The organism is Kluyvera chengduensis (genome assembly GCF_044197065.1).
GTDB classification, from domain to species: Bacteria; Pseudomonadota; Gammaproteobacteria; order Enterobacterales; family Enterobacteriaceae; genus Kluyvera; species Kluyvera ascorbata_C.
In genome coordinates, this window is the sequence record NZ_JBIQOI010000010.1 from 126,711 (window position 1) to 151,602 (window position 24,892).

Genomic DNA, 24,892 nt, shown 5'->3' on the forward strand with positions numbered 1-24,892 from the left:
AATGGCGTATTGCTTTTACAATACGCCATTTTGGGCCGGATTAGCGGGTACCGTAAACGACAATGGTTTTGCCGTGTGCGGAGATCAGGTTCTGATCTTCCAGCATTTTCAGAATACGGCCCACGGTTTCACGGGAGCAGCCAACGATCTGACCAATTTCCTGACGGGTGATTTTGATCTGCATACCGTCTGGGTGGGTCATGGCGTCAGGCTGTTTAGCCAGGTTCAGCAGGGTCTGAGCGATACGACCGGTTACGTCCAGGAAGGCCAGGTTACCCACTTTTTCAGAGGTGACCTGCAGACGACGCGCCATCTGAGAAGAGAGACGCATCAGAATGTCCGGGTTAACCTGGATCAGCTGACGGAATTTTTTATAAGAGATTTCAGCAACTTCACAAGCGGTTTTTGCTCGTACCCATGCGCTGCGTTCCTGGCCTTCTTCGAACAGGCCCAGCTCGCCGATAAAATCGCCCTGGTTGAGGTAAGAGAGGATCATCTCTTTGCCTTCTTCGTCCTTGATGAGTACAGCCACGGAGCCTTTTACGATGTAATACAGCGTCTCTGCTTTTTCACCCTGGTGAATCAGCGTGCTCTTCGATGGGTACTTATGAATATGGCAATGAGACAAGAACCATTCGAGAGTAGGGTCTGTTTGCGGTTTGCCAAGCACCATGCGCGGTTATCCTCTGTTATAAGCTCTTCCCAGCGGCAAAAACATTGCAGCCACTGGTTGCAATAGTATCCTTCCCGTTACCTGGGAAGTCGGCTGTCGAATAGGGTCGCAGCCTGTAATGTGATGTCCTCTGCATACATGCAGTACGTTTATGTATTACCGTAGCATCCCGACTGTTTTAGCATAGCTTTAGCCGTGTGTCTCCTGGTGTCTCGCTTCAGCATGACGGCGATCGCCTTCCATTGCGAGAATTGTTATGTGCGCGTAATCTGAGAAGAAAATTGCAACCTGGGAGTTAAATATTATGCAAGCACGTGTGAAATGGGTTGAAGGGTTAACCTTCCTCGGTGAGTCTGCTTCTGGCCACCAAATTTTGATGGACGGTAACTCTGGCGATAAAGCGCCGAGCCCGATGGAAGTCGTGCTGATGGCCGCCGGTGGTTGCAGTGCGATTGACGTTGTTTCTATCCTGCAAAAAGGTCGCAATGACGTGACCGACTGCGAAGTGAAGCTCACCTCTGAGCGCCGTGAAGAAGCGCCTCGTCTGTTTACGCACATTAACCTGCACTTTATCGTCACCGGTAAAGATCTGAAGGATGCGGCGGTATCGCGTGCGGTGGATCTGTCTGCTGAGAAATACTGCTCGGTGGCGCTGATGCTCGAAAAAGCGGTGAATATCACTCACTCTTACGAAGTGATCGAAGGCTGATTACATGCCAGACGTAGCCCGGCCGAACGCAGTGACGCCGGGGTCATTCCCGGAGTCGGTACTAGCGCACCTCGTCCGGGCTACCTGGTCTTGATGCTATTTCCTGCCTTCCATCAGCCGCTGCACCAGCGGCGTCATGATTAATTCCATTGCCAGCACCATTTTCCCACCGGGAACGACCAGCGTATTCATATGTGAGATGAATGACCCCTGCAACATGGCCAGTAGCCATGGGAAGTCGATGTGGTCGAGATTACGGAAGTGAATCACCACGAAACTCTCGTCCAGTGACGGAATGCTTTTGGCTGCAAACGGGTTAGAGGTATCGACCGTTGGCACGCGCTGGAAGTTGATGTGGGTGCGTGAGAACTGTGGGGTGATGAAGTTGATATAGTCTTCCATCGAACGCACCACGGAATCCATCACCGCTTCGCGAGAGTGGCCGCGCTCGCTGGTGTCGCGGATCATCTTCTGGATCCACTCCAGGTTAACAATCGGTACTACGCCAACCAGCAGATCAACATGCCGTGCGACGTCGTGCTGCGGGGTGACGACGCCGCCGTGCAGCCCTTCATAAAACAGCACATCGGTCGGTTCCGGCAGCGGCTGCCACGGCGTAAATGTGCCTGGCACCTGGTTCCACGGCACCGCTTCGTCATAGGTATGCAGGTATTTGCGTGACTTCCCCTGTCCGTTCAGGCCGTAGTCGCGGAAAGTCTGTTCCAGCAGACCAAAGTCGTTGGCATCCGGGCCGAAATAGCTGATGTGGCGGCCAAGGTCGCGGGCCTTACGGATAGCCATATCCATTTCCGGACGGGTATAGCGGTGAAAGCTGTCGCCTTCAACTTCCGCCGCGCGCAGGTTGAGCTGAGCAAAAATTTTACGAAACGCGAGGCTGGTGGTGGTGGTTCCCGCTCCGCTGGAGCCGGTAACGGCAATAACCGGATGTTTGGCAGACATGCGAATAACTCCCTGAACAGACGACAACGGAAGCAGGGTAAAATGCTTCCTGTCGTTAGAGTATAGTTAACCGCGAAATTGGTTACGGGGCATGATGTTGACGGTCTCGTGAAGCTCAGACCAGACCAGCACCGCTTCGCCTGTTTGTAGCTGGTGTTTGACGTCGGCGACCTTTTGCGCAAGTGAACGTTCATATTCACCATAATCAGTGCCTTCGCGCAAGACAAAGCTTTCAATCAGGTTATCCAGCGTCTCCGGGTCGATATCCTGCCAGGGAATTATCATGCCTTGCCTCCCAGCCACGGCATCAGCCAGGCAGGGATACGTTTTTCCAGCCACATTTCCGGGTGGCGCAGCGTGCCGCCGATGAACCCAACGTGGCCACCGTATTCGGTGAGCTGGTAGACGACGTTGTCCGGTAGCTCTTCCTGGGCAGGAATGGAGTGGTGGTCCATAAACGGATCGTCTTTCGAGTGGATGATCAGCGTTGGTTTGGTGATTTTGCTTAAGATAGGCATCGCGCTACATTGACGGTAATAATCAATAGCGTCGGCGAAACCGTGGATCTTCGAGGTGATCGAATCATCAAACTCGCGGATGCGGCGCATACTTTTCAACTGACGCAGATCCACCGGCAGTGAGCCGGGATAGGCTTTGAGCTTACGCGCAGCGTTGCCTTTCAACAGGTTCAGCAGATAGCGCTGATAGACCCGCGAGAAGCCCTTATCCATATGGTAGCTGCAGGCTTCCAGCATAAACGGCGCGGAGACAATCACCGCCGCATCGATCGGCACGTCATCACCTTCTTTGGCCAGCAGGCAGGCCAGCATATTGCCGCCAAGCGAGTAGCCAACCGCCGCCGTTGGCGCTTTGCCGTATTCGCGCTGTAGCCAGTTCAGGAACCAGGTGCCGTCTTCCGTTTCACCTGAGTGATAAATACGGTTCAGACGGTTCGGCTCGCCGCTGCAGCCACGAAAATGCATGACCACGCCCAGCCAGCCTTGCTCTTTGGCTGCGTTAATCAGGCCATGCGCGTACGGGCTGTGCAGGCTACCCTCCAGACCATGAAACACCACCAGACGAGGCTTATGCAGCGCGCCTGCCGGGTCTTCACTCCACGCTAAATCGACGAAGTCGCCGTCCGGCAGCTCAAGGCGTTGCCAGTGTGGAGTGAATTGCAGCTTGCGACGAAGCAGGCGCGGCAGCATGGTTTGTAGATGGCGGTTACTAATGCCGCGCATTGGCACAAACTCGGCGCTGCTCGTTGCATCAATGCCGAGGTCATGGTGGGTGGTTTCAGTCATAGCGATGTGATGTTTCCGATTAATCTGCCGCCTACTATACCGTCACTTTGCCATTGTGTTTATGAAAATGAGGGATCGGTAGTCGTTTTTCTCCCATCAGGATCTGATCCTAATCACAATTTGTTACTTCAATTATTACTCTCAGGCTAATGATTCTCTCCTACGCTTAATTGATGACTTTCTCGCCAGGGTGCACAATCTTTTCAGTGTTAAGCAATCAAAATGATTAGCTGAATCAGGAGGTTAATAATGTTATCTGGGCAAACACCAGCACGCGTCTGGAACACACGTCGCACCGAAAAACAGCGACGTCTGGCTTCCGTACCGGTGCAGGGCAAGGTTCTGCCGACCGCAGACCTGACCGCCATGCTGGAAAAACTGATCGCGCCGGGTGACCGCGTGGTATTAGAAGGGAATAACCAAAAGCAGGCAGATTTCTTATCCCGCATGCTGGCCGAGGTTAACCCGCAGATTGTGCACGACCTGCACATGATTATGCCAAGCGTCGGTCGCAGTGAGCATCTGGACATCTTCGAAAAAGGGATCGCCCGCAAGCTGGACTTCTCCTTCTCCGGTACCCAGAGCCTGCGCATTTCGCAGCTGCTGGAGGATGGTCTGCTGGAAATCGGCGCCATCCACACCTACATCGAACTCTATTCCCGTCTGTACGTTGACTTGTCGCCTAACGTTGCGCTGATTGCCGGTTTTAAAGCCGACCGCAAAGGTAACCTCTATACCGGGGCGAGCACCGAAGATACCCCAGCGCTGGTTGAAGCTGCCGCGTTCCACGACGGTATCGTCATCGCACAGGTGAACGAGTTGGTAGACGACGAATGTGACCTACCGCGTGTGGATATCCCTGGCTCCTGGGTTGACTTCGTAGTGGTTGCCGACAAGCCGTTCTTTATCGAACCACTGTTTACCCGCGACCCGCGTCTCATCAAACAGGAACACATCCTGATGGCGATGATGGCGATTAAAGGCATCTACGCGGAACACCAGGTCCAGTCGCTGAACCACGGTATCGGCTTTAACACCGCGGCTATCGAACTGCTGCTGCCAACCTACGGCGAACAGCTCGGCCTGAAAGGCAAAATCTGTAAACACTGGACGCTGAACCCGCACCCAACGTTGATTCCAGCGATTGAGAGCGGCTGGGTAGAAAGCGTGCACTGCTTCGGCGGCGAGCTGGGGATGGAAGAGTACATCCGCGCCCGTCCTGACATCTTCTTTACCGGTTCCGACGGCTCGATGCGTTCTAACCGCGCCTTCTGCCAGCTGGCAGGTCAGTACGCGGTGGATATGTTCATCGGCTCTACCCTACAGGTTGATGGCTACGCCAACTCCTCTACCGTGACCCGTGGTCGTCTTTCCGGCTTCGGTGGCGCGCCAAACATGGGCCATGACCCACACGGTCGCCGTCATGCAACGCCAGCCTGGCTGAACATGATCACCGAGCCAGACCCAATGCAGCGCGGTAAAAAACTGGTGGTGCAGATGGTTGAAACCTTCCAGGCCGGCGTGAAACCAACCTTCGTCGAAAAACTCGATGCTGTGGAAGTGGCTAAATCTTCAGGGATGCCGCTGGCTCCGGTAATGATCTATGGCGACGACGTGACCCACGTGCTGACTGAAGAAGGTATCGCCTACCTCTACCGCGCGAAAGATCTTGAAGAGCGTCGTGCGATGGTGGCTGCGGTCACGGGTATCACCGATATCGGCCTGGGCGTTGACGCTAAACGCGTTGCCGAACTGCGTCAGAGCGGCAAGGTGGTTTATCCGGAAGATATGGGTATTCGTCGTACCGATGCCACCCGTTCACTGCTGGCGGCCGGTAGCGTTGCTGACCTGGTGGAATGGTCCGGCGGTCTTTACAACCCACCTGCGAAATTCCGGAGCTGGTAATGAAACTTCTGCCCCAGATTCAGGTTGAAGGCGGTGCCGAATGGCTGGCGCGAACCGCCACGCAGTGTCTGATTGACGAAGCACGATTAAGCCCGAAACCCGGTCTGGTGGACAGTCGGGGGAACGGCGCGCACCACGATTTATCGTTGGCGCTGATGGAGCGCTCAGCGCACAGCCTGACCTCCACGTTTCAGGCGCTGGCGCAACAAAGCTGGCAGCGTCCGGCGGATATTGCGCTCAGACAAACCATAGGGCGACTCGGCCGTGAGGGCGAGCAACAGATGATGGCCGCGACCAACGGCGTGAATACCCACCGCGGCGCGATTTGGGCGCTGGGGTTGCTGGTGAGCGCCGTCGCGATGCACGGCGGTACCGGTGGCGCGCAGCAGATAGCCGCCACCGCAGCGGAGCTGGCGAAGCTGCCGGACGACGCGGCGCCGAAAGTCTTCAGTAAGGGGCTCCGCGCCACACACCGTTATCGCGTACCAGGTGCTCGCGAAGAAGCTCAGCAGGCGTTTCCGCATGTGATGCAGCGAGCGCTGCCGCAGCTGCGTTTAAGCCGCTTGAGCGGCAGTAGCGAAACGTACGCGAGGCTGGATGCGCTGATGGCCATCATGACTTCGCTGACCGATACCTGCGTGCTGTCTCGCGCAGGGCTGGAAGGGCTTGATGCCATGCAGGACGGTGCCCGTGCGGTGCTGAATGCTGGCGGTAGCGCTCATCCGGCGGGTCAGGCGGCATTAGCGGAGCTCGATAGCCAGATGCTGGCGCTGAATGCCTCGCCGGGCGGCGCTGCCGACCTGCTTGCCGCCACGCTGTTTCTAGATCGCGTCGAAACCACGTCGAATCGCCGTATTTAAAGCATTAAGAGGATGTTATGGAACACATTACGTTAACCGTACCGGCCAGCCGCACCTTAAGCGGCAAAGCGCTGGCAGGCGTTGTGGGCTCCGGGGATATGGAGGTGTTATTCACCGCCGACCAGAGCCAGACGTTAACCATTGATATCACCACTTCTGTCGATAACAGCACCAGCCGTTGGGAAGCGCTGTTCAACCGTCTGCAAACGGTCAGCAGCCTGCCGGCGGGCAAACTGACTATCCACGACTTCGGCGCGACGCCGGGCGTGGCGCGCATTCGTATCGAACAGGTTTTTGAAGAGGTGAGCTATGCGTGATGACCGCAGTTTTATCGAATTAAAAGCACGCCAGCGTGCGCATGCGCTGCTGGATGAAGGCAGCTACCGTGAACTGCTCGACCCGTTTGAAGGCGTGATGTCTCCATGGCTGGGCGCGCAGGGCATTGTCCCGCAGGCCGATGACGGCATGGTGGTAGCCAAAGGCACCATTAATGGCAAACCAGCCGTTGTGGTGGCGATTGAAGGCGCATTCCAGGGCGGCAGCATGGGCGAAGTGTCCGGTGCCAAAATGGCGGCGGCGCTGGAGCTGGCAGCGGAAGATAACCGCAACGGCATTCCTACCCAGGCGGTACTGAGCCTGGAAACCGGCGGTGTGCGTTTACAGGAAGCCAACCTCGGTCTGGCGGCGATTGCCGACATCCACGCGGCAATTGTTGACCTGCGTCGTTATACCCCGGTGGTCGGCATTGTGGCGGGTACCGTGGGCTGCTTCGGTGGGATGTCCATCGCGGCGGCGCTGTGCAGCTATCTGATTGTGACCCGCGAAGCGCGTCTCGGCCTGAACGGCCCGCAGGTCATCGAACAGGAAGCCGGGATTGAAGAGTACGACTCCCGCGACCGTCCGTTTATCTGGAGCATGACCGGCGGTGAAGTTCGTTACCAAAGCGGGCTGGTTGAAGCGTTGGTTAACGACGGTGTGAACGCGGTGAAAGCCGCCATGAACGACGCGCTGGCGAAAGGCGTGCCGGCAAAACATCGCACCGATAACTACGACTGGTATCTCGATCGCCTGAGCCATTTCGACACCCGCAAACAGGCCGATTCAGAACAGATTAAAGCGCTCTTCGCCCGGGAGGTGAAATGATGAGTAACGTAATTAGCCGTGGCGAATTATGGCTGGAAACGCTGGTTCCAGGTGCCAAACGTATTGCAGGGCTGTGCCCGTCCGTACAGGCCGCTGATGGCGAACTGAACGGTGAAACCGTGCGTTTTATTGCCGTCGTTCCGGATGCCCATAACCACTACCCGCGCGCCACCAAAGGCGAAGTGGGTCTGCTGGAAGGCTGGACGCTGGCGAAAGTGGTGAGCGAAACCATCGCCGCCGATGCCAACAGCGCCGTGAAGCGCCCGATTGTGGCGGTGATTGATGTTGCCAGCCAGGCCTATGGCCGTCGTGAAGAAGGTTTTGGTATTCACCAGGCGCTGGCTGGTGCCGCAGCGGCGTATGCCAATGCGCGTCTGGCAGGTCACCCGGTGATTGGCCTTATCGTCGGTAAAGCGATGTCCGGTGCGTTTCTGGCGCACGGCTACCAGGCAAACCGCCTGATCGCTTTTAACGACAAAGGCGTACTGATCCACGCGATGGGCAAAGAGTCCGCGGCGCGCATTACCCTGCGTACCGTTGAAGCGCTGGAAAAACTGGCGGCAACCATTCCGCCGATGGCGTATGACATCAGTAACTACGCCACCCTTGGGCTGCTGGAAAACCTGCTGGATATCAGCAACCCGGATGCCCCATCTGCACAAGATCTGGCGCTGGTGAAAAACACCCTGCAACAGGCCATCAACGACGCTCGTCAAGACCCGACGCTGAAAAGCCGTCTGGGTGCCGACAATCGCCGCAGCTCTGCCCTCGTACGCGAACGCATGCGAGCAAGCTGGTAAGTAAAAAAAGAGACCTGCCGGATGTACGGCTCCGCGGGTGCAGTAACTGCACCCGCGCGGGTTGATGCATCTGAAAAATAATAATCATCGCGTCAGTGCTACTTCTTTTTAGATTACAGGTGAAATATGACTTACGTAATTGTTCATGCTCTTGCTCCGATTTTCGTCATCATGCTGCTGGGATTCTGGGCCGGTAAGGCCAAAATGGTCGACAATAAAAACGTCTCCCTGCTCAATATCTTCGTGATGGACTTCGCTTTACCCGCTGCGCTGTTTAGCGCGACGGTACAAACCCCATGGGCCGGTATTGTGGCTCAGTCGCCGCTGATTGTGGTGCTGACCCTGGCGATGTGGATTACCTACGCCGCTATCTACTTTATGGCGACCAAGCTATTCAATAAATCGCCGCAGGATGCCGCCGTACTGACGCTGACCGTCGCGCTGCCAAACTACGCCGCGCTGGGCCTGCCGATTCTGGGTAGCGTGCTGGGTGAAACGTCTTCTACTTCACTGTCCGTTGCCGTTTCTATCGCCTGCGGTTCCGTACTGATGACGCCGTTCTGCCTGCTGATCCTCGAACGCGAAAAAGCGCGCGCAGAAGGCGGTAACTCCGGTTCTACGCTCTCCATGCTGCCGGTGCTGATGTGGCGCTCGATTAAAAAACCTATCGTAATGGGCCCGCTGCTGGGGGTTATCCTCTCCGCGATTGGCATCAAAATGCCGGAACTGGTGCTGGCGGCGATCAAACCGCTGGGTCTGTCTGCAACCGCGGCGGCGCTGTTCCTGACCGGTGTGATCCTCTCTGCGCGTAAACTGCAGATCAACACCGTGGTGATTACCTCGACCATCGCCAAGCTGCTGATTCAACCGGCTATTGCCTGGGGTATCGTACTGATTTTCGGTCTGCATGGTTCCGTGGCGATTACCGCTATCCTGATGATTGCGCTGTCCGCTGGCTTCTTCGGTGTGGTATTCGGTAACCGCTTTGGCGTGCAGTCGCCGGATGCAGAAGCCGTGCTGCTGTTGAGCTCCGTACTGTGTATCCTGTCGCTGCCGCTGTTTATCTCGCTGACTTCAGGAATCTAAATCATGAGCACAACATTACGTCCCCACGACCTTATCTGGCTGAATGCGCGTGACGCGCTGGAAGATGTCACGGAATCCTGGGTGGATACCGTCTGGCATAGCGGTCTGCCGGTGGTGGTGCGACGTGATGTTGATGCGCAGGGGCGTATTCCCGTGGGTGTCCGCGGGATGAAACGTGACCAGCGCGCTGCCGGTTGGGTGAACGCGGAAGCGGTTGTTCGCGTCTGCTCGCCGGAATCGCTGGTGGACCCGCTGTCGCTGCTGCGCTCGCCCTTTATTTCTCAGCCACCGCTCCAGGTGGCTTTGTTATTGGCGCAGCAGGCGTGGCCGTGGACGTGGGGCATTACCGGCAGTACCGGCTATGCGCTGGCGACCGGGATCCCGGTTATTCACTCGGCAAGTGATTTGGACTTGCTTATCCGCGCGCCGCAGCCGCTCTCCCGAGAAGCGCTGGAGAAGTGGCAGCAGCAGCTGGCGGGCGGGTTGTGCCGGGCGGATACCCAGGTGGATACCCCGCGCGGCGGCTTTGCCCTCAATGAATGGCTGCGCGATGGAAAAGCGCTGTTAAAAACCTCACAGGGACCGCAGTTGGTTGGCGATCCGTGGGGCAGGGAGGAGTCATGAAAATTCTGTTTACCTTCCCGGGGCAGGGGACGCAGCACGAAGGTATGCTGCAAAACCTTCCGGGGACGGAGTTCGCTCAGGCGCGTGACGTGCTGGGCGCTGAGGTTGATACGCTGGATACTCCTGAGGCGCTCAAACATACCCGAGCCGTTCAGCTGTCTCTGCTGATTGCTGGCGTTGCCTGGGCGCGCGAGCTGGAACGTCGCGGCGTGGCGCCTGATATCGTTAGTGGACTTTCCATTGGCGCGTACCCGGCGGCGGTGGTTGCCGGCGCGCTCGAGTTTGCCGACGCGCTAACGCTGGTGGCGCTGCGCGGTGATTTAATGGAGCAGGCCTATCCGAACGGCTATGGCCTGACGGCGATTATGGGGCTGACGCTCGCTCAGGTGGAAAGTCTGGTGGCAGGCAGCGGGACGTATATCGCTAACCTGAATGCCGAAACGCAGATTGTGATTGCCGGGCCCGATGACGCGATGGCCGAGGTGGCGAAGCGCGCGATGGCCAAAGGCGCCAGTAAAGCGCCTCGGCTGGCGGTGAGCGTACCATCGCACTGTGAATTGCTCGCCGAGCCCGCGCAAAAGCTGGTTGAGGCGTTCAGCCATGTAACGCTCTCCCGTCCGCGCTACGCTTACCTGAGCGGCAGCACCGGGCGTGTGCTGTGGCAGCCGGAACGGATTGCTGACGATCTGGCGATGAATATGGCGCGCACGGTGCGCTGGCAGGAGGCGGTTATCTCCGCTAACGAACGTGAAGCGCGGCTGGCGATTGAAATGCCGCCCGGCGGCATCCTGACCTGCTTAACGCGGCAGGCGGCGTGGGAAGGGGAGTCTATCTCGCTGGAGCGCAGCGGAGTGGATGTGGCCGTGCACCTGGCGAAACGCCTGCGTGTGTAGCAAGAATTGCCCGATGGCGCTTCGCTTATCGGGCCTACAACTCGCACCAGTGTAGCCCGGCCGAGCGAAGCGACGCCGGGAGTTCTCCGGAGTGTAGGCCGGATAAGACGCGTAGCGTCGCCATCCGGCAATCAGGCGTTCTGCTTCAGCGTTCTGGCGTACATGCGCCCTTCGGCGGCCAGCGCCAGCAGGCTTGGGTCGCGCTCGCGGTTGCGGGCAAAGACAATCGCGATAAGCTGCTGCATCTGATAAGGCTCAGCGAGCTTTTGCAGCTTCACGGTATTCTCATACATCTTCTTCATTCGCCCCGGCATCAAACAGAATCCTACCCCAGCTTGTACCAGACTGAGCATCGAGAAGATGTCGTTGACGCGGGTCACGATTTCCGGCTCAAACCCGGCGATATGAAACGCTTCCTGAAAACCGGCGTAGGTGGCAAACCCTTCTGCCAGCGAGACAAACTTCTCATTGCGATAGTGGCGTAGGTCCGCCTTCTTGGTGGCGTCCAGCGTCGCGGACATCGGTGCGGCGAGGTAGATATCGTCGTGGAACAGGGGGAGGACTTCGAGGCTGTTGCGGTCGATTTCGCTTTCAGAAATGGAGATGAGGATCGCGTCCAGCGTGCCGTCTTCCAGCATTTTCAGCAGCGCTTCGTTGGAGCCCATGGTGAGATCCAGCTCCAGGTCCGGGCGGCGCAGCTTCATGCCCATAATCAGGTGCGGCACCGTCTCCAGCGTCAGCGAGTAAAGCGTACCCACGCGTAAACGCCCCTGGCCGACGCCCGCCGTTTTGCGCGTCTCTTCCAGACCGCGCTCCATCAACTGGGTGACTTCCTGGCAATACTCCAGCAGTGTCCACGCCGCGGGCTGGGCGATAAGATTACGCCCTTTATGGACGAACAGCGGACACCGAACGTTCTCTTCCAGCGTGTGCAGCGCCCGGTGTACGCTGACGCCGCTGATGTTCAGCGCCTCGGCGGTACGGGCGATGTTGCCCTTCTCCATAAAGGTCATGAATATGGTCAGCTTGCGGAAGGTAATATCGTCGGTGATTGACAGGTTCATCGCCCGCTCCCATGGCTTAGTCGTTTTGCATCATCTGCTCAAGCTGTTCCTGCGCCTCGAGCCACGCCATCTCGCATTCTTCCAGCCCGGACTTGGCGCTGGCCTGAAGCTGCAAGCATTCGGTCATTTCGGCTTTGCGGCCTGGTTCATACAGGCTGCTGTCGCCGAGCTTCTCTTCTGCTTTTGCCAGTTGGGCGTTGAGCTTCTCCATCTCTTTTTCCAGACGGGTAATTTCTTTACGCAGCGGCTGCGTTAGGGTGCGCAGCTCCGCTTCGCGGCGCTTTTGATCTTTACGCGACTGCGCGCTGTTGGCGTTGTTCTCTTTCGGCGTGTCGTCGGCCTGGTTTTCCAGCTTCTGCACGTCGCTCAGCCACTGCTGATAATCTTCCAGGTCACCGTCGAACGGCTCGACCTTTTTATCGTGCACCAGGTAGAGATCGTCGGTGGTAGAGCGAATCAGGTGACGGTCGTGCGAGACCACAACCAGCGCGCCTTCGAAATCGATTAATGCTTCGGTCAGCGCCTGACGCATGTCGAGGTCAAGGTGGTTGGTCGGTTCATCGAGCAGCAGCAGGTTCGGGCGCTGCCAGACGATCAGCGCCAGCACCAGACGCGCTTTCTCGCCGCCGGAAAAGCGAGCGGTCTGCTCGGTGACTTTATCGCCCTGGAAGCCAAAGCCGCCGAGGTAGTCACGCAGCTTCTGCTCGAGCTCCTGCGGTGCCATACGCGCCAGATGCTGCAACGGGGATTCATCCGCGCGCAGGAACTCTAGCTGATGCTGGGCGAAGTAACCGAGCTTGATGCCTTTGGCGAGGCCGATTTCACCGTGCAGCGGCTCAAGTTCGCCCGCCAGCAGTTTAATCAGCGTCGATTTACCTGCGCCGTTGCGGCCGAGCAGACCGATGCGCGAGCCCGGTACCAGGTTCAGCTTGATGGATTCAAGGATCGTGCGGTCGCCGTAGCCCGCGCTGACTTTTTCCATCTTCAGCAGCGGGTTCGGCAGGCTTTCTGGCGCGCGGAAGCTGAAGTGGAACGGGTTATCGACGTGGGCGGGGGCAATCAGCTCCATGCGCTCAAGCATCTTGATACGGCTCTGCGCCTGCTTGGCCTTGGTGGCCTTGGCGCGGAAACGGTCGATATAGCTTTGCAGATGCGCCACGCGCTCCTGCTGGCTTTCGTACATTGCCTGCTGCTGAGCCAGACGGGTGGCACGCTGCACCTCAAACGAGCTGTAGTTGCCGGTGTACTCGAACATCGTTTCCTGTTCGATATGAATAATTTTGTCGATAACCGGGTCAAGGAAGTCGCGGTCGTGGGAAATCAGGATCAGCGTGCCCTGATAGCTTTTGAGCCATCTTTCCAGCCAGATAACCGCATCGAGGTCGAGGTGGTTGGTCGGTTCATCGAGCAGCAGCAGGTCGGAGCGGCAAATCAGCGCCTGTGCCAGGTTAAGGCGCATACGCCAGCCGCCCGAGAAGTCGCTGACCGGGCGGTCGAGCTGTTCATTGCTGAAGCCGAGGCCGTGCAGCAGGCTGGAGGCGCGAGAGCGGATGGTCCACGCGTCAATCGCGTCCAGCTTGCCGTGAACGGTGGCAATGGCGTGGCCGTCATCGCGTTCGTTGGCGTCGTTAAGCTGGGCTTCGAGCTGGCGGTATTCACGGTCGCCGTCAATGACATAGTCCAGAGCAGGCTGAGGCAGCGCAGGGGTTTCCTGGTTTACCCACGCCAGCTGCCAGCTGCTCGGATAGGTAAAGTTGCCGCCGTCGGCGCTTATCTCGTTTTTCAGCAGCGCGAGCAGCGTGGATTTGCCGCAGCCGTTTTTGCCCACCAGGCCGACTTTCTGCCCGGGGTTGATGGTGGCCGATGCGTTATCCAGCAGGACACGCACGCCGCGACGAATTTGTAACGAGGAGAAAACAATCATAAGGCGCCGTATGTTCTGAATATGTTAAATTGTCATTGTGGTAATGTAGTGTGGTAAGCGAATCGCAGACCGGGCCGCAATGGTAGCCCAAAACGATGACTATACACAAAATCATTCAGGTTGCGTCCCGCTACCAGAAAGAGGATGTGATTGACGCCCGGGAGGGGAATGATGTCACAGACGGCGAAAGTCCTGCTTGTCTATGCCCATCCGGAATCACAGGACTCGGTGGCTAACCGGGTTTTGCTTAAACCGGCTTCGCAGTTAAGCAACGTAACCGTGCACGATCTCTACGCGCACTATCCTGATTTTTTTATTGATATCCCCCGCGAGCAGGCGCTGCTGCGTGAGCACGATGTCATCGTGTTTCAGCACCCTCTCTATACCTACAGCTGCCCATCCTTGATGAAAGAGTGGCTGGATCGCGTGCTAAGCCGCGGTTTCGCTAGCGGTATTGGTGGTAACCAGCTGGCGGGAAAGTACTGGCGTAGCGTAATTACCACCGGTGAACCGGAAAGCGCCTATCGCCACGACGGGCTCAATCGCTACCCGATGAGCGACATTTTGCGCCCGTTCGAGCTGACGGCTGCCATGTGCCATATGCACTGGCTGAGCCCAATCATCATCTATTGGGCGCGACGTCAGCCGCCCAATGAATTAGCAAACCACGCGAAAGCCTATGCCGACTGGCTAGCAGCGCCGATAACGGCAGGGGGGCGATGATGGAAGGTTCTGATTTATTACTGGCCGGAGTGCTGTTTCTCTTCGCGGCGGTGGCCGCGGTGCCACTGGCAGCGCGGTTAGGTATCGGTGCGGTATTAGGTTATCTGCTGGCGGGTATCGCCATCGGCCCGTGGGGACTTGGCTTTATCAGCGACGTGGATGAAATTCTCCACTTCTCCGAGCTGGGCGTGGTGTTCCTGATGTTTATCATCGGCCTGGAGCTGAATCCGGCCAAACTGTGGCAGCTACGGCGTCCTATCTTTGGTATCGGCGCGGCGCAGGTGATTTTCAGCGCGGCGATCCTCGGCGGGCTGTTGATGCTCACCCACTTCTCCTGGCAGGCAGCGGTGATCGGCGGTATTGGCCTTGCGATGTCGTCAACCGCGATGGCGCTGCAATTGATGCGTGAAAAAGGGATGAACCGCAGCGAGTCCGGGCAGCTCGGTTTCTCGGTGCTGCTATTCCAGGATCTGGCGGTCATTCCCGCGTTAGCGCTGGTACCGCTGCTAGCCGGTGCGGGCGATGATCATTTTGATTGGCAAACCGTTGGCGTAAAAGTCCTGGCCTTTGGCGGCATGCTGATCGGCGGGCGCTATCTGCTGCGCCCGGTATTCCGTTTTATTGCCAGCTCTGGCGTGCGTGAAGTGTTTACTGCCGCGACGCTGCTGCTGGTGCTGGGGTCGGCGCTGTTTATGGACGCGCTGGGTCTTTCAATGGCGCTGGGGACTTTCATTGCAGGCGTGCTGCTGGCAGAAAGTGAATATCGCCACGAGCTGGAAATTGCTATCGAGCCGTTTAAAGGGCTGCTGCTGGGGCTGTTCTTTATCTCGGTGGGGATGTCGCTCAACCTTGGCGTGCTCTACACCCATCTACTGGTGGTGATTGTTGGCGTGGCGCTGCTGGTGGCGGTGAAAACGCTGGTGCTGTATCTGCTGGCGCATCTTCACGGTATGCGCAGCTCGGAGCGGATGCAGTTTGCCGGCGTGCTGAGCCAGGGCGGTGAGTTTGCCTTTGTGCTCTTCTCGGCGGCATCGTCATTTAAGGTCTTTAAGGGCGACCAGATGTCGCTCCTGCTGGTGGTCGTGACGCTGTCGATGATGACCACGCCGCTGCTGATGAAGCTTGTCGATCTCACGCTGTCGCGCCGCTTTAATGGGCCGGAAGAGGAAGATGAAGCGCCGTGGGTGGACGATGATAAGCCGCAGGTTATTGTGGTGGGCTTTGGGCGCTTCGGGCAGGTGATTGGTCGCCTGCTGATGGCCAACAAGCTACGAATCACCGTTCTGGAGCGCGACATCAGCGCGGTTAACCTGATGCGCAAATATGGCTATAAGGTTTATTACGGCGATGCGACCCAGGTTGAACTGTTGCGTTCGGCAGGCGCTGAGCAGGCGCAGTCAATCGTGATCACCTGCAACGAGCCGGAAGATACCATGAAGCTGGTGGAAATCTGCCAGCAGCATTTCCCGCACCTGAAGATTATGGCCCGTGCGCGAGGACGTGTGGAGGCGCACGAACTGCTGCAGGCGGGCGTGGTACAGTTTTCTCGTGAGACCTTTTCCAGCGCGCTGGAACTGGGGCGCAAAGCGCTTATCTCCACCGGTATGCACCCGCATCAGGCGCAGCGCGCACAGCTGCACTTTAAGCGCCTGGATATGCGCATGCTGCGCGAGCTGATGCCGGTACACAGCGATACCCAACAAATTTCTCGCGTGCGGGAAGCGCGACGAGAGCTGGAGGAAATTTTCCAGCGCGAGATGCAACAAGAGCGGCGGCAGTTGGACGGCTGGGACGAATTTGAATAGAAGGTGAGTATGGCGGTACGTAAACGTTTTATCGCGGGCGCGAAATGCCCGTCGTGTCAGGCGCAAGACTCTATGGCGATGTGGCGCGAGAATAATATCGATGTGGTTGAGTGTGTTAAGTGCGGACACCAGATGCGAGAGGCGGATAAAGAAGCCCGCGAACACGTTCGTAAAGAGGAACAAGTGATCGGTATTTTTCATCCGGAGTAGCGATCCGTGCTGTCTTTTTTTAAGCTTATGGGTACACGGGTGTAGAATTCCGCTACAATCTGCGCCACTAAAATATTCCCATGCTCAGGAGATATCATGAAAGTAGCAAAAGACCTGGTGGTCAGCCTGGCCTATCAGGTACGTACAGAAGACGGTGTATTGGTTGATGAGTCTCCGGTAAGTGCACCGCTTGACTACCTGCATGGTCACGGTTCCCTGATCTCCGGCCTGGAAAACGCGCTGGACGGTCACGAAGTTGGTGATAAATTCGACGTTGCTGTTCAAGCTAACGACGCTTACGGTCAGTACGACGAAAACCTGGTGCAGCGCGTTCCTAAAGACGTCTTCATGGGCGTTGACGAACTGCAGGTTGGCATGCGCTTCCTGGCTGAAACTGACCAGGGTCCAGTACCGGTTGAAATCACCGAAGTTGAAGACGACCACGTTGTGGTTGACGGCAACCACATGCTGGCTGGCCAGAACCTGAAGTTCAACGTTGAAGTTGTTGCTATCCGCGAAGCGACCGAAGAAGAGCTGGCTCACGGCCACGTTCACGGTGCGAACGGTCACGACCACGATCATGACCACGACCACGACGGTTGCTGCGGCGGTCACGGCCATGACCACGGTCACGACCACGGTGGCGAAGGCTGCTGCGGCGGCGGCGGTAAAGGCCACGGCGGTTGCGGTTGCCACTAAGCCGTATGTTTGCCTGATGGCGCTGTGCTTATCAGGCCTACGGTAGGCCGGATAAGACGTTTACGTCGCCATCCGGCACAAAAAAAAGCGGGGAAACCCGCTTTTTTTACGCCTCAATAATGAGGTGGTGGTGTCTCTTCAGATTGTGACGCCATGTTTGACGGCTGGCTGGCCTTTAGCTTTTCAGTCAGTAAGCGCAGATGTTCGCGTAGCTTTGCCATCTCCATCTCGTGCGCTGTGACCGTCATGTTGAGGTCATCGATGGTGATTTCCTGAAAGGCCAGACGGCTTTCAAGCTCAGCCAGACGCGCTTCGATAGTCGTTTCCTGCATGATGTCCTCTCTACTGTTGTCACCGCAATCGCCGCGGATTCTACGCAACTTTTCCCAGCCGTGCAGCCTCTCTTTACGAGGCTGGAAACTAATTTAAACAAAAAGAGTCTGAAAAGAGTCGATATGAGAAGCGTTCATATGTAGATTTCCTCTACAACGTTCTATAGTACGCTTCTCATTTAGTTAACATTGGGGCGAGAGGCCCCGGCCCTGGAGAGATGGATGAAATCACTGTTTAAAGTAACGCTTCTGGCAACCACAATGGCCGTTGCACTGAATGCCCCTCTGACCTATGCAGCTGACGCTGCTAAAGCTGCACCAGCTGCGGACGCGAAAGCGGCTCCAGCAGCAGACAGCAAAGCTGCATTCAAAAATGACGACCAGAAATCTGCCTATGCGCTGGGCGCATCGCTGGGTCGTTACATGGAAAACTCTCTGAAAGAACAGGAAAAACTGGGCATCAAACTGGATAAAAACCAGCTGATCGCCGGTGTTCAGGATGCGTTTGCTGATAAGAGCAAGCTGTCCGATCAGGAGATCGAACAAACTCTGCAGGCGTTTGAAACTCGCGTGAAGACCTCCGCTCAGGCGAAGATGGAAAAAGACGCGGCTGATAACGAAGCAAAAGGTAAGGCTTTCCGCGACAAGTTCGCCAAAGAGAAAGGCGTGAAAACCGCTAAATCTGGCCTGCTGTACAAAGTAGAGAAAGAAGGTACTGGCGACGCGCCGAAAGACAGCGACACCGTTGTGGTTAACTACAAAGGTACGCTGATCGATGGTAAAGAGTTCGATAACTCTTACACCCGCGGTGAGCCTCTCTCCTTCCGTCTGGACGGCGTTATCCCAGGCTGGACCGAAGGTCTGAAAAATATTAAGAAGGGCGGTAAAATCCAGCTGGTTATCCCACCAGATCTGGCTTACGGCAAAACCGGCGTTCCGGGTATCCCGGCTAACTCCACCCTGGTCTTCGATGTTGAACTGTTAGACATCAAACCGGCACCGAAAGCCGATGCGCAGCCAGAAGCTGCGCCGGCTGATAAAGCGGCCGAAGCCAGCAAAAAATAAGATAGCGAAAGCCGCCGCCCAATGGGCGGCGGCTTTTTATTATCTACAGGATATAATTAATGCTGGAAAGCGCCTTATGCGCTGTATTACTTTAGATGCCCCTAATAGTGATGAGCCTGCCCTGACAACATAACGACAGGCTCCTGAAAAGGAGTGCTTTTTTTCATGTCCAGGTCGCTTTTAACCAACGAAACCAGTGAACTTGATTTACTGGATCAACGTCCTTTCGATCAAACTGACTTCGATATTCTAAAATCCTACGAAGCGGTTGTGGACGGGTTGGCGATGCTCATTGGTTCCCACTGCGAAATCGTGTTGCATTCACTTCAGGATTTAAAATGCTCGGCGATACGCATCGCGAATGGCGAACATACCGGGCGTAAAATCGGTTCTCCGATTACCGATCTCGCGCTACGCATGCTGCATGATATGACCGGGGCAGATAGCAGCGTTTCCAAATGCTATTTTACTCGCGCCAAAAGCGGTGTACTGATGAAGTCCGTCACCATCGCAATCCGTAACCGCGATCACCGGGTTATCGGCTTACTGTGCATCAACATGAACCTCGATGTACCGTTCTCCCAGATCATGAACACCTTTATTCCGCCGGAAACGCCGGAAGTCGGTTCTGCGGTTAACTTCGCTTCCTCCGTTGAGGACCTGGTGACCCAGACGCTGGAGTTCACTATCGAAGAGGTGAATGCCGATCGCAACGTTTCCAATAACGCCAAGAATCGCCAGATCGTGCTCAATCTTTATGAGAAAGGCATCTTTGACATCAAGGATGCGATTAACCAGGTAGCCGATCGTCTGAACATCTCCAAACACACCGTCTATCTCTACATTCGTCAGTTCAAGAGCGGTGATTTCCTGGGGCAAGATAAGTAATGCGTTTTGCTTTGATGGTGACCGGCCCCGCCTATGGTACTCAGCAGGCGAGCAGCGCGCTGCAGTTTGCGAAAGCTGCAATGGCGGAAGGTCACGAGATAGCCTGCGTGTTTTTCTATCGGGAAGGGGTCTATAACGCCAATCAGCTGACCTCGCCCGCCAGTGATGAATTCGATTTGGTCCGTGCCTGGCAATCATTGCATGACCAAAATGGCGTGGCGTTGCATATCTGCGTAGCCGCTGCGCTGCGCCGCGGCGTGACCGATGAAACCGAGGCCCGACAGCTTGGTCTGCCGACGTTTAATCTCCAGCCCGGCTTTTCGCTGAGCGGATTAGGTTCGCTGGCCGAAGCCGCGCTAACCTGCGATCGAGTGGTACAGTTCTGATGAAACGAGTTGCGTTTGTTTTTTCCTCCGCCCCGCACGGCAGCAGCGCCGGCAGGGAAGGGCTGGATGCGCTGCTGGCGACATCAGCCCTGAGTGAAGACCTTGGCGTGTTCTTTGTGGGTGACGGCGTGTTTCAGTTACTCAGCCAGCAGCAACCGGGGGTTATCCTTGCCCGTGACTACATTGCCACCTTCAAGCTGCTCTCGCTGTACGATATTGAAAATTGCTGGATCTGCGCGGCATCCCTGCGTGAGCGCGGACTGACTGCAGAGACGACGTTTGTCACCGACGTTGAACCGCTGGAAGCTGATGCGCTGCGCCAGCGCCTTAACGACTACGATGTGATCCTGCGCTTTTGAGGCCCTCATGCTGCATACGCTACGCACCTCTCCCTGGCACGCCGACATTAGCGGGATTACCCGCCTGATGGATGACGGCGACGACCTGCTGCTGATCGCCGATGGCGTGCTGGCTGCGGTTGAAAACAGCCGCTTCCTTGAAATTCTCCGCGCTGCCCCCATATCCATCCACGTGTTGAATGAAGATGTGCAAGCGCGCGGTCTTTGTGCTCAAATTTCGAGCGATGTCATCATGGTCAGCTATACTGACTTCGTCAGGTTAACGGTAAAACACGCTTCCCAGATCGCCTGGTAACGTCTTTGCCGTTGTATATTTCTTGACACCCTTTCGGCATGGCCCTAAAATTTCGCGTCCTCATATTATATGAGGCGATTTATTACGTGTTTACGAAGCAAAAGCTAAAACCAGGAGCTATTTAATGGCAACAGTTAACCAGCTGGTTCGCAAACCACGTGCTCGCAAAGTTGCAAAAAGCAACGTGCCTGCACTGGAAGCCTGCCCGCAGAAACGTGGTGTATGTACCCGTGTATATACCACCACTCCTAAGAAACCAAACTCCGCACTGCGTAAAGTATGCCGTGTGCGTTTGACTAACGGTTTTGAAGTTACCTCCTACATCGGTGGTGAAGGTCACAACCTGCAGGAACACTCCGTGATCCTGATCCGTGGCGGTCGTGTAAAAGACCTTCCGGGTGTTCGTTACCACACCGTTCGTGGTGCGCTTGACTGCTCCGGCGTTAAAGACCGTAAGCAAGCTCGCTCCAAGTATGGCGTGAAGCGTCCTAAGGCTTAATGGTTCTCCGTTAAGTAAGGCCAAACGTTTTATATTAATGTCAAACTCTTTGAGTTTTGGACAATCCTGAATTAACAACGGAGTATTTCCATGCCACGTCGTCGCGTCATTGGTCAGCGTAAAATCCTGCCAGATCCTAAGTTCGGATCAGAACTGCTGGCTAAATTTGTCAACATTCTGATGGTAGATGGTAAAAAATCTACTGCAGAATCAATCGTATACAGCGCGCTGGAGACCCTGGCTCAGCGTTCTGGTAAAAATGAACTGGAAGCATTCGAAGTTGCGCTCGAAAACGTGCGCCCAACTGTCGAAGTTAAGTCCCGCCGCGTAGGTGGTTCTACTTATCAGGTTCCAGTTGAAGTTCGTCCGGTCCGTCGTAATGCTCTGGCAATGCGTTGGATCGTTGAAGCTGCTCGTAAACGCGGTGATAAATCCATGGCTCTGCGCCTGGCGAACGAACTTTCTGACGCTGCAGACAACAAAGGTACTGCAGTTAAGAAACGTGAAGACGTTCACCGTATGGCAGAAGCCAACAAGGCGTTCGCACACTACCGTTGGTAATCCCTTCGGAGTATTAGTCACCAGGCGGGCGCTTCAGCGAAGCAGCCCGCTTTGGGTTACTTAACTGAACGCCTAAAAAGATAAACGAGGAATCAAATGGCTCGTACAACACCCATCGCACGCTACCGTAACATCGGTATCAGTGCGCACATCGACGCCGGTAAAACCACTACTACCGAACGTATTCTGTTCTACACCGGTGTAAACCACAAAATCGGTGAAGTTCACGACGGCGCCGCTACCATGGACTGGATGGAGCAGGAGCAGGAACGTGGTATTACCATCACTTCCGCAGCGACTACTGCCTTCTGGTCTGGTATGGCTAAGCAGTATGAACCGCACCGCGTAAACATCATCGACACCCCGGGGCACGTTGACTTCACTATCGAAGTAGAACGTTCCATGCGTGTTCTTGACGGTGCGGTAATGGTTTACTGCGCAGTTGGTGGTGTTCAGCCACAGTCTGAAACCGTATGGCGTCAGGCTAACAAATATAAAGTTCCACGTATTGCGTTCGTTAACAAAATGGACCGTATGGGTGCGAACTTCCTGAAAGTTGTTGGTCAGATCAAAACACGTCTGGGCGCGAACCCTGTTCCGCTGCAGCTGGCAATTGGTGCTGAAGAAGGTTTCACCGGTGTTGTTGACCTGGTGAAAATGAAAGCCATCAACTGGAATGAAGAAGACGCAGGCGTTACCTTCACTTATGAAGATATCCCAGCAGACATGCAGGACCTGGCTGACGAATGGCACCAGAACCTGATCGAGTCCGCTGCAGAAGCTTCAGAAGAGCTGATGGAGAAATACCTGGGTGGTGAAGAACTGACTGAAGAAGAGATCAAAAAAGCTCTGCGTCAGCGCGTTCTGAACAACGAAATCATCCTGGTAACCTGTGGTTCTGCGTTCAAGAACAAAGGTGTTCAGGCGATGCTGGATGCGGTAATTGATTACCTGCCATCCCCAATCGACGTACCTGCGATCAACGGTATCCTGGACGACGGTAAAGACACTCCGGCAGAACGTCACGCAAGCGACGATGAGCCGTTCTCTGCACTGGCGTTCAAAATTGCTACCGACCCGTTTGTTGGTAACTTGACCTTCTTCCGTGTGTATTCCGGTGTGGTTAACTCTGGTGATACCGTACTGAACTCCGTGAAAACTGCACGTGAGCGTTTCGGCCGTATCGTTCAGATGCACGCTAACAAACGTGAAGAGATCAAAGAAGTTCGCGCGGGCGACATCGCTGCTGCAATCGGTCTGAAAGACGTAACTACCGGTGACACTCTGTGTGACCCAGATGCGCCTATCATTCTGGAACGTATGGAATTCCCAGAGCCGGTAATCTCCATCGCAGTAGAACCAAAAACCAAAGCTGACCAGGAAAAAATGGGTCTGGCTCTGGGCCGTCTGGCTAAAGAAGACCCGTCATTCCGCGTATGGACTGATGAAGAATCTAACCAGACCATTATCGCCGGTATGGGTGAGCTGCACCTCGACATCATCGTTGACCGTATGAAACGTGAATTCAACGTTGAAGCGAACGTCGGTAAACCTCAGGTTGCTTACCGCGAAGCGATTCGCGCGAAAGTTACCGATATCGAAGGTAAGCACGCTAAGCAGTCTGGTGGTCGCGGTCAGTACGGTCATGTTGTTATCGACATGTACCCACTGGAGCCGGGTTCTAACCCGAAAGGCTACGAATTCATCAACGACATCAAGGGTGGTGTAATCCCTGGCGAATACATCCCTGCCGTTGATAAAGGTATCCAGGAACAGCTGAAATCTGGCCCGCTGGCTGGTTACCCGGTTGTTGACATGGGTGTTCGTCTGCACTTCGGTTCTTACCATGACGTTGACTCCTCTGAACTGGCGTTTAAACTGGCAGCTTCTCTGGCGTTTAAAGACGGCTTTAAGAAAGCGAAACCAGTTCTGCTTGAGCCTATCATGAAGGTTGAAGTAGAGACTCCTGAAGAGAACACTGGTGACGTTATCGGTGACTTGAGCCGCCGTCGTGGTATGCTCAAAGGTCAGGAATCCAACGTTACTGGCGTTGTGATCCACGCTGAAGTTCCGCTGTCCGAAATGTTCGGTTATGCAACTCAGCTGCGTTCACTGACCAAAGGCCGTGCTTCTTACTCCATGGAGTTCCTGAAGTACGACGATGCGCCGAACAACGTTGCTCAGGCCGTTATTGAAGCCCGTGGTAAATAATCCACAGGATTAAAACCTAAGTCCCGTGCTCTCTCCAAAGGGGAGAGCACTATAGTAAGGAATATAGCCGTGTCTAAAGAAAAATTTGAACGTACAAAACCGCACGTTAACGTCGGCACCATCGGCCACGTTGACCACGGTAAAACTACCCTGACTGCTGCAATCACTACCGTACTGGCTAAAACCTACGGCGGTGCTGCTCGTGCTTTCGACCAGATCGATAACGCACCAGAAGAAAAAGCTCGTGGTATCACCATCAACACTTCCCACGTTGAATATGACACCCCGACTCGCCACTACGCACACGTAGACTGCCCAGGCCACGCCGACTATGTTAAAAACATGATCACCGGTGCTGCGCAGATGGACGGCGCGATCCTGGTTGTTGCTGCGACTGATGGCCCTATGCCACAGACTCGTGAGCACATCCTGCTGGGTCGTCAGGTAGGCGTTCCTTACATCATCGTGTTCCTGAACAAATGCGACATGGTTGATGACGAAGAGCTGCTGGAACTGGTTGAAATGGAAGTTCGTGAACTTCTGTCCCAGTACGACTTCCCAGGTGATGATACCCCAATCATCCGTGGTTCTGCTCTGAAAGCGCTGGAAGGCGAAGCAGAGTGGGAAGCGAAAATCATCGAACTGGCTGGCTTCCTGGATTCTTACATCCCAGAACCAGAACGTGCTATCGATAAGCCGTTCCTGCTGCCAATCGAAGACGTATTCTCCATCTCCGGTCGTGGTACCGTTGTTACCGGTCGTGTAGAGCGCGGTATCATCAAAGTTGGTGAAGAAGTTGAAATCGTTGGTATCAAAGAGACTGCTAAGTCTACCTGTACTGGCGTTGAAATGTTCCGCAAACTGCTGGACGAAGGCCGTGCTGGTGAGAACGTTGGTGTTCTGCTGCGTGGTAT

Annotated in this window: 29 protein-coding genes; 22 read left to right on the forward strand and 7 right to left on the reverse strand. The window is 55.6% G+C overall.

The window, feature by feature from the left end; genetic code table 11:
- Positions 1-40 precede the first annotated feature (40 nt).
- Complete coding sequence (crp, locus tag ACH1XZ_RS20125; protein ID WP_000242758.1) at positions 41-673, reverse strand: cAMP-activated global transcriptional regulator CRP; 633 nt, start codon at positions 671-673, stop codon at positions 41-43.
- Between the two features lie 304 nt (positions 674-977).
- Between crp and ACH1XZ_RS20130 the strand changes: the two genes are divergently transcribed.
- Positions 978-1,382 carry an OsmC family protein gene (locus ACH1XZ_RS20130; RefSeq protein ID WP_333498215.1) on the forward strand — a complete coding sequence of 135 codons (405 nt, stop codon included), beginning with the start codon at positions 978-980 and terminating at the stop codon, positions 1,380-1,382.
- 96 nt (positions 1,383-1,478) lie between these two features.
- Here ACH1XZ_RS20130 and ACH1XZ_RS20135 read toward each other — a convergent pair whose 3' ends face one another.
- The 3 genes from ACH1XZ_RS20135 to ACH1XZ_RS20145 all read right to left on the reverse strand — a co-directional run bounded on the left by ACH1XZ_RS20135 (position 1,479) and on the right by ACH1XZ_RS20145 (position 3,646).
- Complete coding sequence (locus ACH1XZ_RS20135; RefSeq protein WP_395596899.1) at positions 1,479-2,342, reverse strand: phosphoribulokinase; 864 nt, start codon at positions 2,340-2,342, stop codon at positions 1,479-1,481.
- Positions 2,343-2,408: 66 nt separating this feature from the next.
- Positions 2,409-2,627 carry a YheU family protein gene (locus ACH1XZ_RS20140; protein WP_035894385.1) on the reverse strand — a complete coding sequence of 73 codons (219 nt, stop codon included), beginning with the start codon at positions 2,625-2,627 and terminating at the stop codon, positions 2,409-2,411.
- The gene (locus ACH1XZ_RS20145) at positions 2,624-3,646 is read right to left on the reverse strand and encodes a hydrolase (RefSeq protein ID WP_395596900.1); all 1,023 of its coding nucleotides are present in this window, start codon (positions 3,644-3,646) and stop codon (positions 2,624-2,626) included. The genes ACH1XZ_RS20140 and ACH1XZ_RS20145 overlap by 4 nt, the downstream gene beginning before the upstream one ends.
- Positions 3,647-3,895: 249 nt before the next feature.
- On the opposite strand from ACH1XZ_RS20145, the gene mdcA reads away from it, so the two are divergent.
- The 8 genes from mdcA to mdcH all read left to right on the forward strand — a co-directional run bounded on the left by mdcA (position 3,896) and on the right by mdcH (position 10,957).
- Positions 3,896-5,551 (forward strand): malonate decarboxylase subunit alpha, encoded by a 1,656-nt coding sequence (gene mdcA / locus ACH1XZ_RS20150; RefSeq protein WP_395596901.1) that lies wholly within the window; start codon positions 3,896-3,898, stop codon positions 5,549-5,551.
- Positions 5,551-6,411 (forward strand): triphosphoribosyl-dephospho-CoA synthase, encoded by an 861-nt coding sequence (locus tag ACH1XZ_RS20155; protein ID WP_395596902.1) that lies wholly within the window; start codon positions 5,551-5,553, stop codon positions 6,409-6,411. Before mdcA ends, ACH1XZ_RS20155 begins: the two co-directional genes overlap by 1 nt.
- A 17-nt stretch (positions 6,412-6,428) precedes the next feature.
- Positions 6,429-6,728, forward strand: a complete 300-nt coding sequence (gene mdcC / locus ACH1XZ_RS20160; protein WP_185668964.1) for a malonate decarboxylase acyl carrier protein — start codon at positions 6,429-6,431, stop codon at positions 6,726-6,728.
- The gene (locus ACH1XZ_RS20165) at positions 6,721-7,554 is read left to right on the forward strand and encodes a biotin-independent malonate decarboxylase subunit beta (RefSeq protein ID WP_395596903.1); all 834 of its coding nucleotides are present in this window, start codon (positions 6,721-6,723) and stop codon (positions 7,552-7,554) included. Before mdcC ends, ACH1XZ_RS20165 begins: the two co-directional genes overlap by 8 nt.
- Complete coding sequence (mdcE, locus tag ACH1XZ_RS20170) at positions 7,554-8,354, forward strand: biotin-independent malonate decarboxylase subunit gamma (RefSeq protein ID WP_395596917.1); 801 nt, start codon at positions 7,554-7,556, stop codon at positions 8,352-8,354. The genes ACH1XZ_RS20165 and mdcE overlap by 1 nt, the downstream gene beginning before the upstream one ends.
- 126 nt (positions 8,355-8,480) lie before the next feature.
- The gene (locus ACH1XZ_RS20175) at positions 8,481-9,440 is read left to right on the forward strand and encodes an AEC family transporter (RefSeq protein WP_137397991.1); all 960 of its coding nucleotides are present in this window, start codon (positions 8,481-8,483) and stop codon (positions 9,438-9,440) included.
- Positions 9,441-9,443: 3 nt separating this feature from the next.
- Positions 9,444-10,064: a malonate decarboxylase holo-ACP synthase gene (locus tag ACH1XZ_RS20180; protein WP_395596904.1), complete on the forward strand. Its 621-nt coding sequence runs from the start codon at positions 9,444-9,446 to the stop codon at positions 10,062-10,064.
- Entirely contained in the window at positions 10,061-10,957 is an 897-nt protein-coding gene (gene mdcH, locus ACH1XZ_RS20185; RefSeq protein WP_395596905.1) for a malonate decarboxylase subunit epsilon, read from the forward strand. Before ACH1XZ_RS20180 ends, mdcH begins: the two co-directional genes overlap by 4 nt.
- 131 nt (positions 10,958-11,088) lie before the next feature.
- Here mdcH and ACH1XZ_RS20190 read toward each other — a convergent pair whose 3' ends face one another.
- The gene (locus ACH1XZ_RS20190; protein WP_395596906.1) at positions 11,089-12,021 is read right to left on the reverse strand and encodes a LysR family transcriptional regulator; all 933 of its coding nucleotides are present in this window, start codon (positions 12,019-12,021) and stop codon (positions 11,089-11,091) included.
- A gap of 16 nt (positions 12,022-12,037) precedes the next feature.
- On the reverse strand, positions 12,038-13,945 hold the full coding sequence (locus ACH1XZ_RS20195) for an ABC transporter ATP-binding protein (RefSeq protein ID WP_270503187.1): 1,908 nt from the start codon (positions 13,943-13,945) through the stop codon (positions 12,038-12,040).
- Between the two features lie 171 nt (positions 13,946-14,116).
- Between ACH1XZ_RS20195 and kefG the strand changes: the two genes are divergently transcribed.
- The 4 genes from kefG to slyD all read left to right on the forward strand — a co-directional run bounded on the left by kefG (position 14,117) and on the right by slyD (position 17,382).
- Positions 14,117-14,668, forward strand: a complete 552-nt coding sequence (gene kefG, locus ACH1XZ_RS20200; RefSeq protein ID WP_395596918.1) for a glutathione-regulated potassium-efflux system ancillary protein KefG — start codon at positions 14,117-14,119, stop codon at positions 14,666-14,668.
- A complete protein-coding gene (gene kefB, locus ACH1XZ_RS20205; RefSeq protein ID WP_395596919.1) occupies positions 14,668-16,473 on the forward strand; it encodes a glutathione-regulated potassium-efflux system protein KefB in 1,806 nt (601 codons plus the stop codon). Before kefG ends, kefB begins: the two co-directional genes overlap by 1 nt.
- A 9-nt stretch (positions 16,474-16,482) precedes the next feature.
- A complete protein-coding gene (locus ACH1XZ_RS20210) occupies positions 16,483-16,683 on the forward strand; it encodes a YheV family putative zinc ribbon protein (RefSeq protein WP_035894371.1) in 201 nt (66 codons plus the stop codon).
- 96 nt (positions 16,684-16,779) lie between these two features.
- Entirely contained in the window at positions 16,780-17,382 is a 603-nt protein-coding gene (gene slyD, locus ACH1XZ_RS20215; RefSeq protein ID WP_035894370.1) for a peptidylprolyl isomerase, read from the forward strand.
- A 113-nt stretch (positions 17,383-17,495) separates the two neighbouring features.
- Here the strand turns inward: slyD and ACH1XZ_RS20220 are convergent, their stop codons facing one another.
- Positions 17,496-17,714 (reverse strand): protein SlyX, encoded by a 219-nt coding sequence (locus ACH1XZ_RS20220; protein WP_035894369.1) that lies wholly within the window; start codon positions 17,712-17,714, stop codon positions 17,496-17,498.
- Between the two features lie 222 nt (positions 17,715-17,936).
- Here ACH1XZ_RS20220 and fkpA point away from each other — a divergent pair, with 222 nt between their 5' ends.
- The 9 genes from fkpA to tuf form a co-directional block, all read left to right on the forward strand.
- Positions 17,937-18,779: an FKBP-type peptidyl-prolyl cis-trans isomerase gene (gene fkpA / locus ACH1XZ_RS20225; protein WP_395596907.1), complete on the forward strand. Its 843-nt coding sequence runs from the start codon at positions 17,937-17,939 to the stop codon at positions 18,777-18,779.
- Between the two features lie 165 nt (positions 18,780-18,944).
- Positions 18,945-19,667 (forward strand): helix-turn-helix transcriptional regulator, encoded by a 723-nt coding sequence (locus ACH1XZ_RS20230; protein WP_035894367.1) that lies wholly within the window; start codon positions 18,945-18,947, stop codon positions 19,665-19,667.
- On the forward strand, positions 19,667-20,053 hold the full coding sequence (gene tusD, locus ACH1XZ_RS20235; protein ID WP_395596908.1) for a sulfurtransferase complex subunit TusD: 387 nt from the start codon (positions 19,667-19,669) through the stop codon (positions 20,051-20,053). Before ACH1XZ_RS20230 ends, tusD begins: the two co-directional genes overlap by 1 nt.
- The gene (tusC, locus tag ACH1XZ_RS20240; protein ID WP_395596909.1) at positions 20,053-20,412 is read left to right on the forward strand and encodes a sulfurtransferase complex subunit TusC; all 360 of its coding nucleotides are present in this window, start codon (positions 20,053-20,055) and stop codon (positions 20,410-20,412) included. The genes tusD and tusC overlap by 1 nt, the downstream gene beginning before the upstream one ends.
- Positions 20,413-20,419: 7 nt before the next feature.
- A complete protein-coding gene (gene tusB, locus ACH1XZ_RS20245) occupies positions 20,420-20,707 on the forward strand; it encodes a sulfurtransferase complex subunit TusB (protein ID WP_395596910.1) in 288 nt (95 codons plus the stop codon).
- A 124-nt stretch (positions 20,708-20,831) separates the two neighbouring features.
- Positions 20,832-21,206 carry a 30S ribosomal protein S12 gene (rpsL, locus tag ACH1XZ_RS20250; RefSeq protein WP_000246815.1) on the forward strand — a complete coding sequence of 125 codons (375 nt, stop codon included), beginning with the start codon at positions 20,832-20,834 and terminating at the stop codon, positions 21,204-21,206.
- A 90-nt stretch (positions 21,207-21,296) separates the two neighbouring features.
- On the forward strand, positions 21,297-21,767 hold the full coding sequence (rpsG, locus tag ACH1XZ_RS20255) for a 30S ribosomal protein S7 (RefSeq protein ID WP_035894363.1): 471 nt from the start codon (positions 21,297-21,299) through the stop codon (positions 21,765-21,767).
- A gap of 96 nt (positions 21,768-21,863) precedes the next feature.
- The gene (gene fusA, locus ACH1XZ_RS20260; RefSeq protein ID WP_123650843.1) at positions 21,864-23,978 is read left to right on the forward strand and encodes an elongation factor G; all 2,115 of its coding nucleotides are present in this window, start codon (positions 21,864-21,866) and stop codon (positions 23,976-23,978) included.
- A 69-nt stretch (positions 23,979-24,047) separates the two neighbouring features.
- Positions 24,048-24,892 (forward strand): elongation factor Tu (gene tuf / locus ACH1XZ_RS20265; RefSeq protein ID WP_395596911.1); only part of this gene is annotated, 845 nt, incomplete at its 3' end.

Excerpts from the sequence above, each read along its gene's own strand:
- crp (WP_000242758.1), bottom strand. The coding sequence starts at position 673 with ATGGTGCTTGGCAAACCGCAAACAGACCCTACTCTCGAATGGTTCTTG.
- ACH1XZ_RS20130 (WP_333498215.1), top strand. The coding sequence starts at position 978 with ATGCAAGCACGTGTGAAATGGGTTGAAGGGTTAACCTTCCTCGGTGAG.
- ACH1XZ_RS20135 (WP_395596899.1), bottom strand. The coding sequence starts at position 2,342 with ATGTCTGCCAAACATCCGGTTATTGCCGTTACCGGCTCCAGCGGAGCG.
- ACH1XZ_RS20140 (WP_035894385.1), bottom strand. The coding sequence starts at position 2,627 with ATGATAATTCCCTGGCAGGATATCGACCCGGAGACGCTGGATAACCTG.
- ACH1XZ_RS20145 (WP_395596900.1), bottom strand. The coding sequence starts at position 3,646 with ATGACTGAAACCACCCACCATGACCTCGGCATTGATGCAACGAGCAGC.
- mdcA (WP_395596901.1), top strand. The coding sequence starts at position 3,896 with ATGTTATCTGGGCAAACACCAGCACGCGTCTGGAACACACGTCGCACC.
- ACH1XZ_RS20155 (WP_395596902.1), top strand. The coding sequence starts at position 5,551 with ATGAAACTTCTGCCCCAGATTCAGGTTGAAGGCGGTGCCGAATGGCTG.
- mdcC (WP_185668964.1), top strand. The coding sequence starts at position 6,429 with ATGGAACACATTACGTTAACCGTACCGGCCAGCCGCACCTTAAGCGGC.
- ACH1XZ_RS20165 (WP_395596903.1), top strand. The coding sequence starts at position 6,721 with ATGCGTGATGACCGCAGTTTTATCGAATTAAAAGCACGCCAGCGTGCG.
- mdcE (WP_395596917.1), top strand. The coding sequence starts at position 7,554 with ATGAGTAACGTAATTAGCCGTGGCGAATTATGGCTGGAAACGCTGGTT.
- ACH1XZ_RS20175 (WP_137397991.1), top strand. The coding sequence starts at position 8,481 with ATGACTTACGTAATTGTTCATGCTCTTGCTCCGATTTTCGTCATCATG.
- ACH1XZ_RS20180 (WP_395596904.1), top strand. The coding sequence starts at position 9,444 with ATGAGCACAACATTACGTCCCCACGACCTTATCTGGCTGAATGCGCGT.
- mdcH (WP_395596905.1), top strand. The coding sequence starts at position 10,061 with ATGAAAATTCTGTTTACCTTCCCGGGGCAGGGGACGCAGCACGAAGGT.
- ACH1XZ_RS20190 (WP_395596906.1), bottom strand. The coding sequence starts at position 12,021 with ATGAACCTGTCAATCACCGACGATATTACCTTCCGCAAGCTGACCATA.
- ACH1XZ_RS20195 (WP_270503187.1), bottom strand. The coding sequence starts at position 13,945 with ATGATTGTTTTCTCCTCGTTACAAATTCGTCGCGGCGTGCGTGTCCTG.
- kefG (WP_395596918.1), top strand. The coding sequence starts at position 14,117 with ATGTCACAGACGGCGAAAGTCCTGCTTGTCTATGCCCATCCGGAATCA.
- kefB (WP_395596919.1), top strand. The coding sequence starts at position 14,668 with ATGGAAGGTTCTGATTTATTACTGGCCGGAGTGCTGTTTCTCTTCGCG.
- ACH1XZ_RS20210 (WP_035894371.1), top strand. The coding sequence starts at position 16,483 with ATGGCGGTACGTAAACGTTTTATCGCGGGCGCGAAATGCCCGTCGTGT.
- slyD (WP_035894370.1), top strand. The coding sequence starts at position 16,780 with ATGAAAGTAGCAAAAGACCTGGTGGTCAGCCTGGCCTATCAGGTACGT.
- ACH1XZ_RS20220 (WP_035894369.1), bottom strand. The coding sequence starts at position 17,714 with ATGCAGGAAACGACTATCGAAGCGCGTCTGGCTGAGCTTGAAAGCCGT.
- fkpA (WP_395596907.1), top strand. The coding sequence starts at position 17,937 with ATGAAATCACTGTTTAAAGTAACGCTTCTGGCAACCACAATGGCCGTT.
- ACH1XZ_RS20230 (WP_035894367.1), top strand. The coding sequence starts at position 18,945 with ATGTCCAGGTCGCTTTTAACCAACGAAACCAGTGAACTTGATTTACTG.
- tusD (WP_395596908.1), top strand. The coding sequence starts at position 19,667 with ATGCGTTTTGCTTTGATGGTGACCGGCCCCGCCTATGGTACTCAGCAG.
- tusC (WP_395596909.1), top strand. The coding sequence starts at position 20,053 with ATGAAACGAGTTGCGTTTGTTTTTTCCTCCGCCCCGCACGGCAGCAGC.
- tusB (WP_395596910.1), top strand. The coding sequence starts at position 20,420 with ATGCTGCATACGCTACGCACCTCTCCCTGGCACGCCGACATTAGCGGG.
- rpsL (WP_000246815.1), top strand. The coding sequence starts at position 20,832 with ATGGCAACAGTTAACCAGCTGGTTCGCAAACCACGTGCTCGCAAAGTT.
- rpsG (WP_035894363.1), top strand. The coding sequence starts at position 21,297 with ATGCCACGTCGTCGCGTCATTGGTCAGCGTAAAATCCTGCCAGATCCT.
- fusA (WP_123650843.1), top strand. The coding sequence starts at position 21,864 with ATGGCTCGTACAACACCCATCGCACGCTACCGTAACATCGGTATCAGT.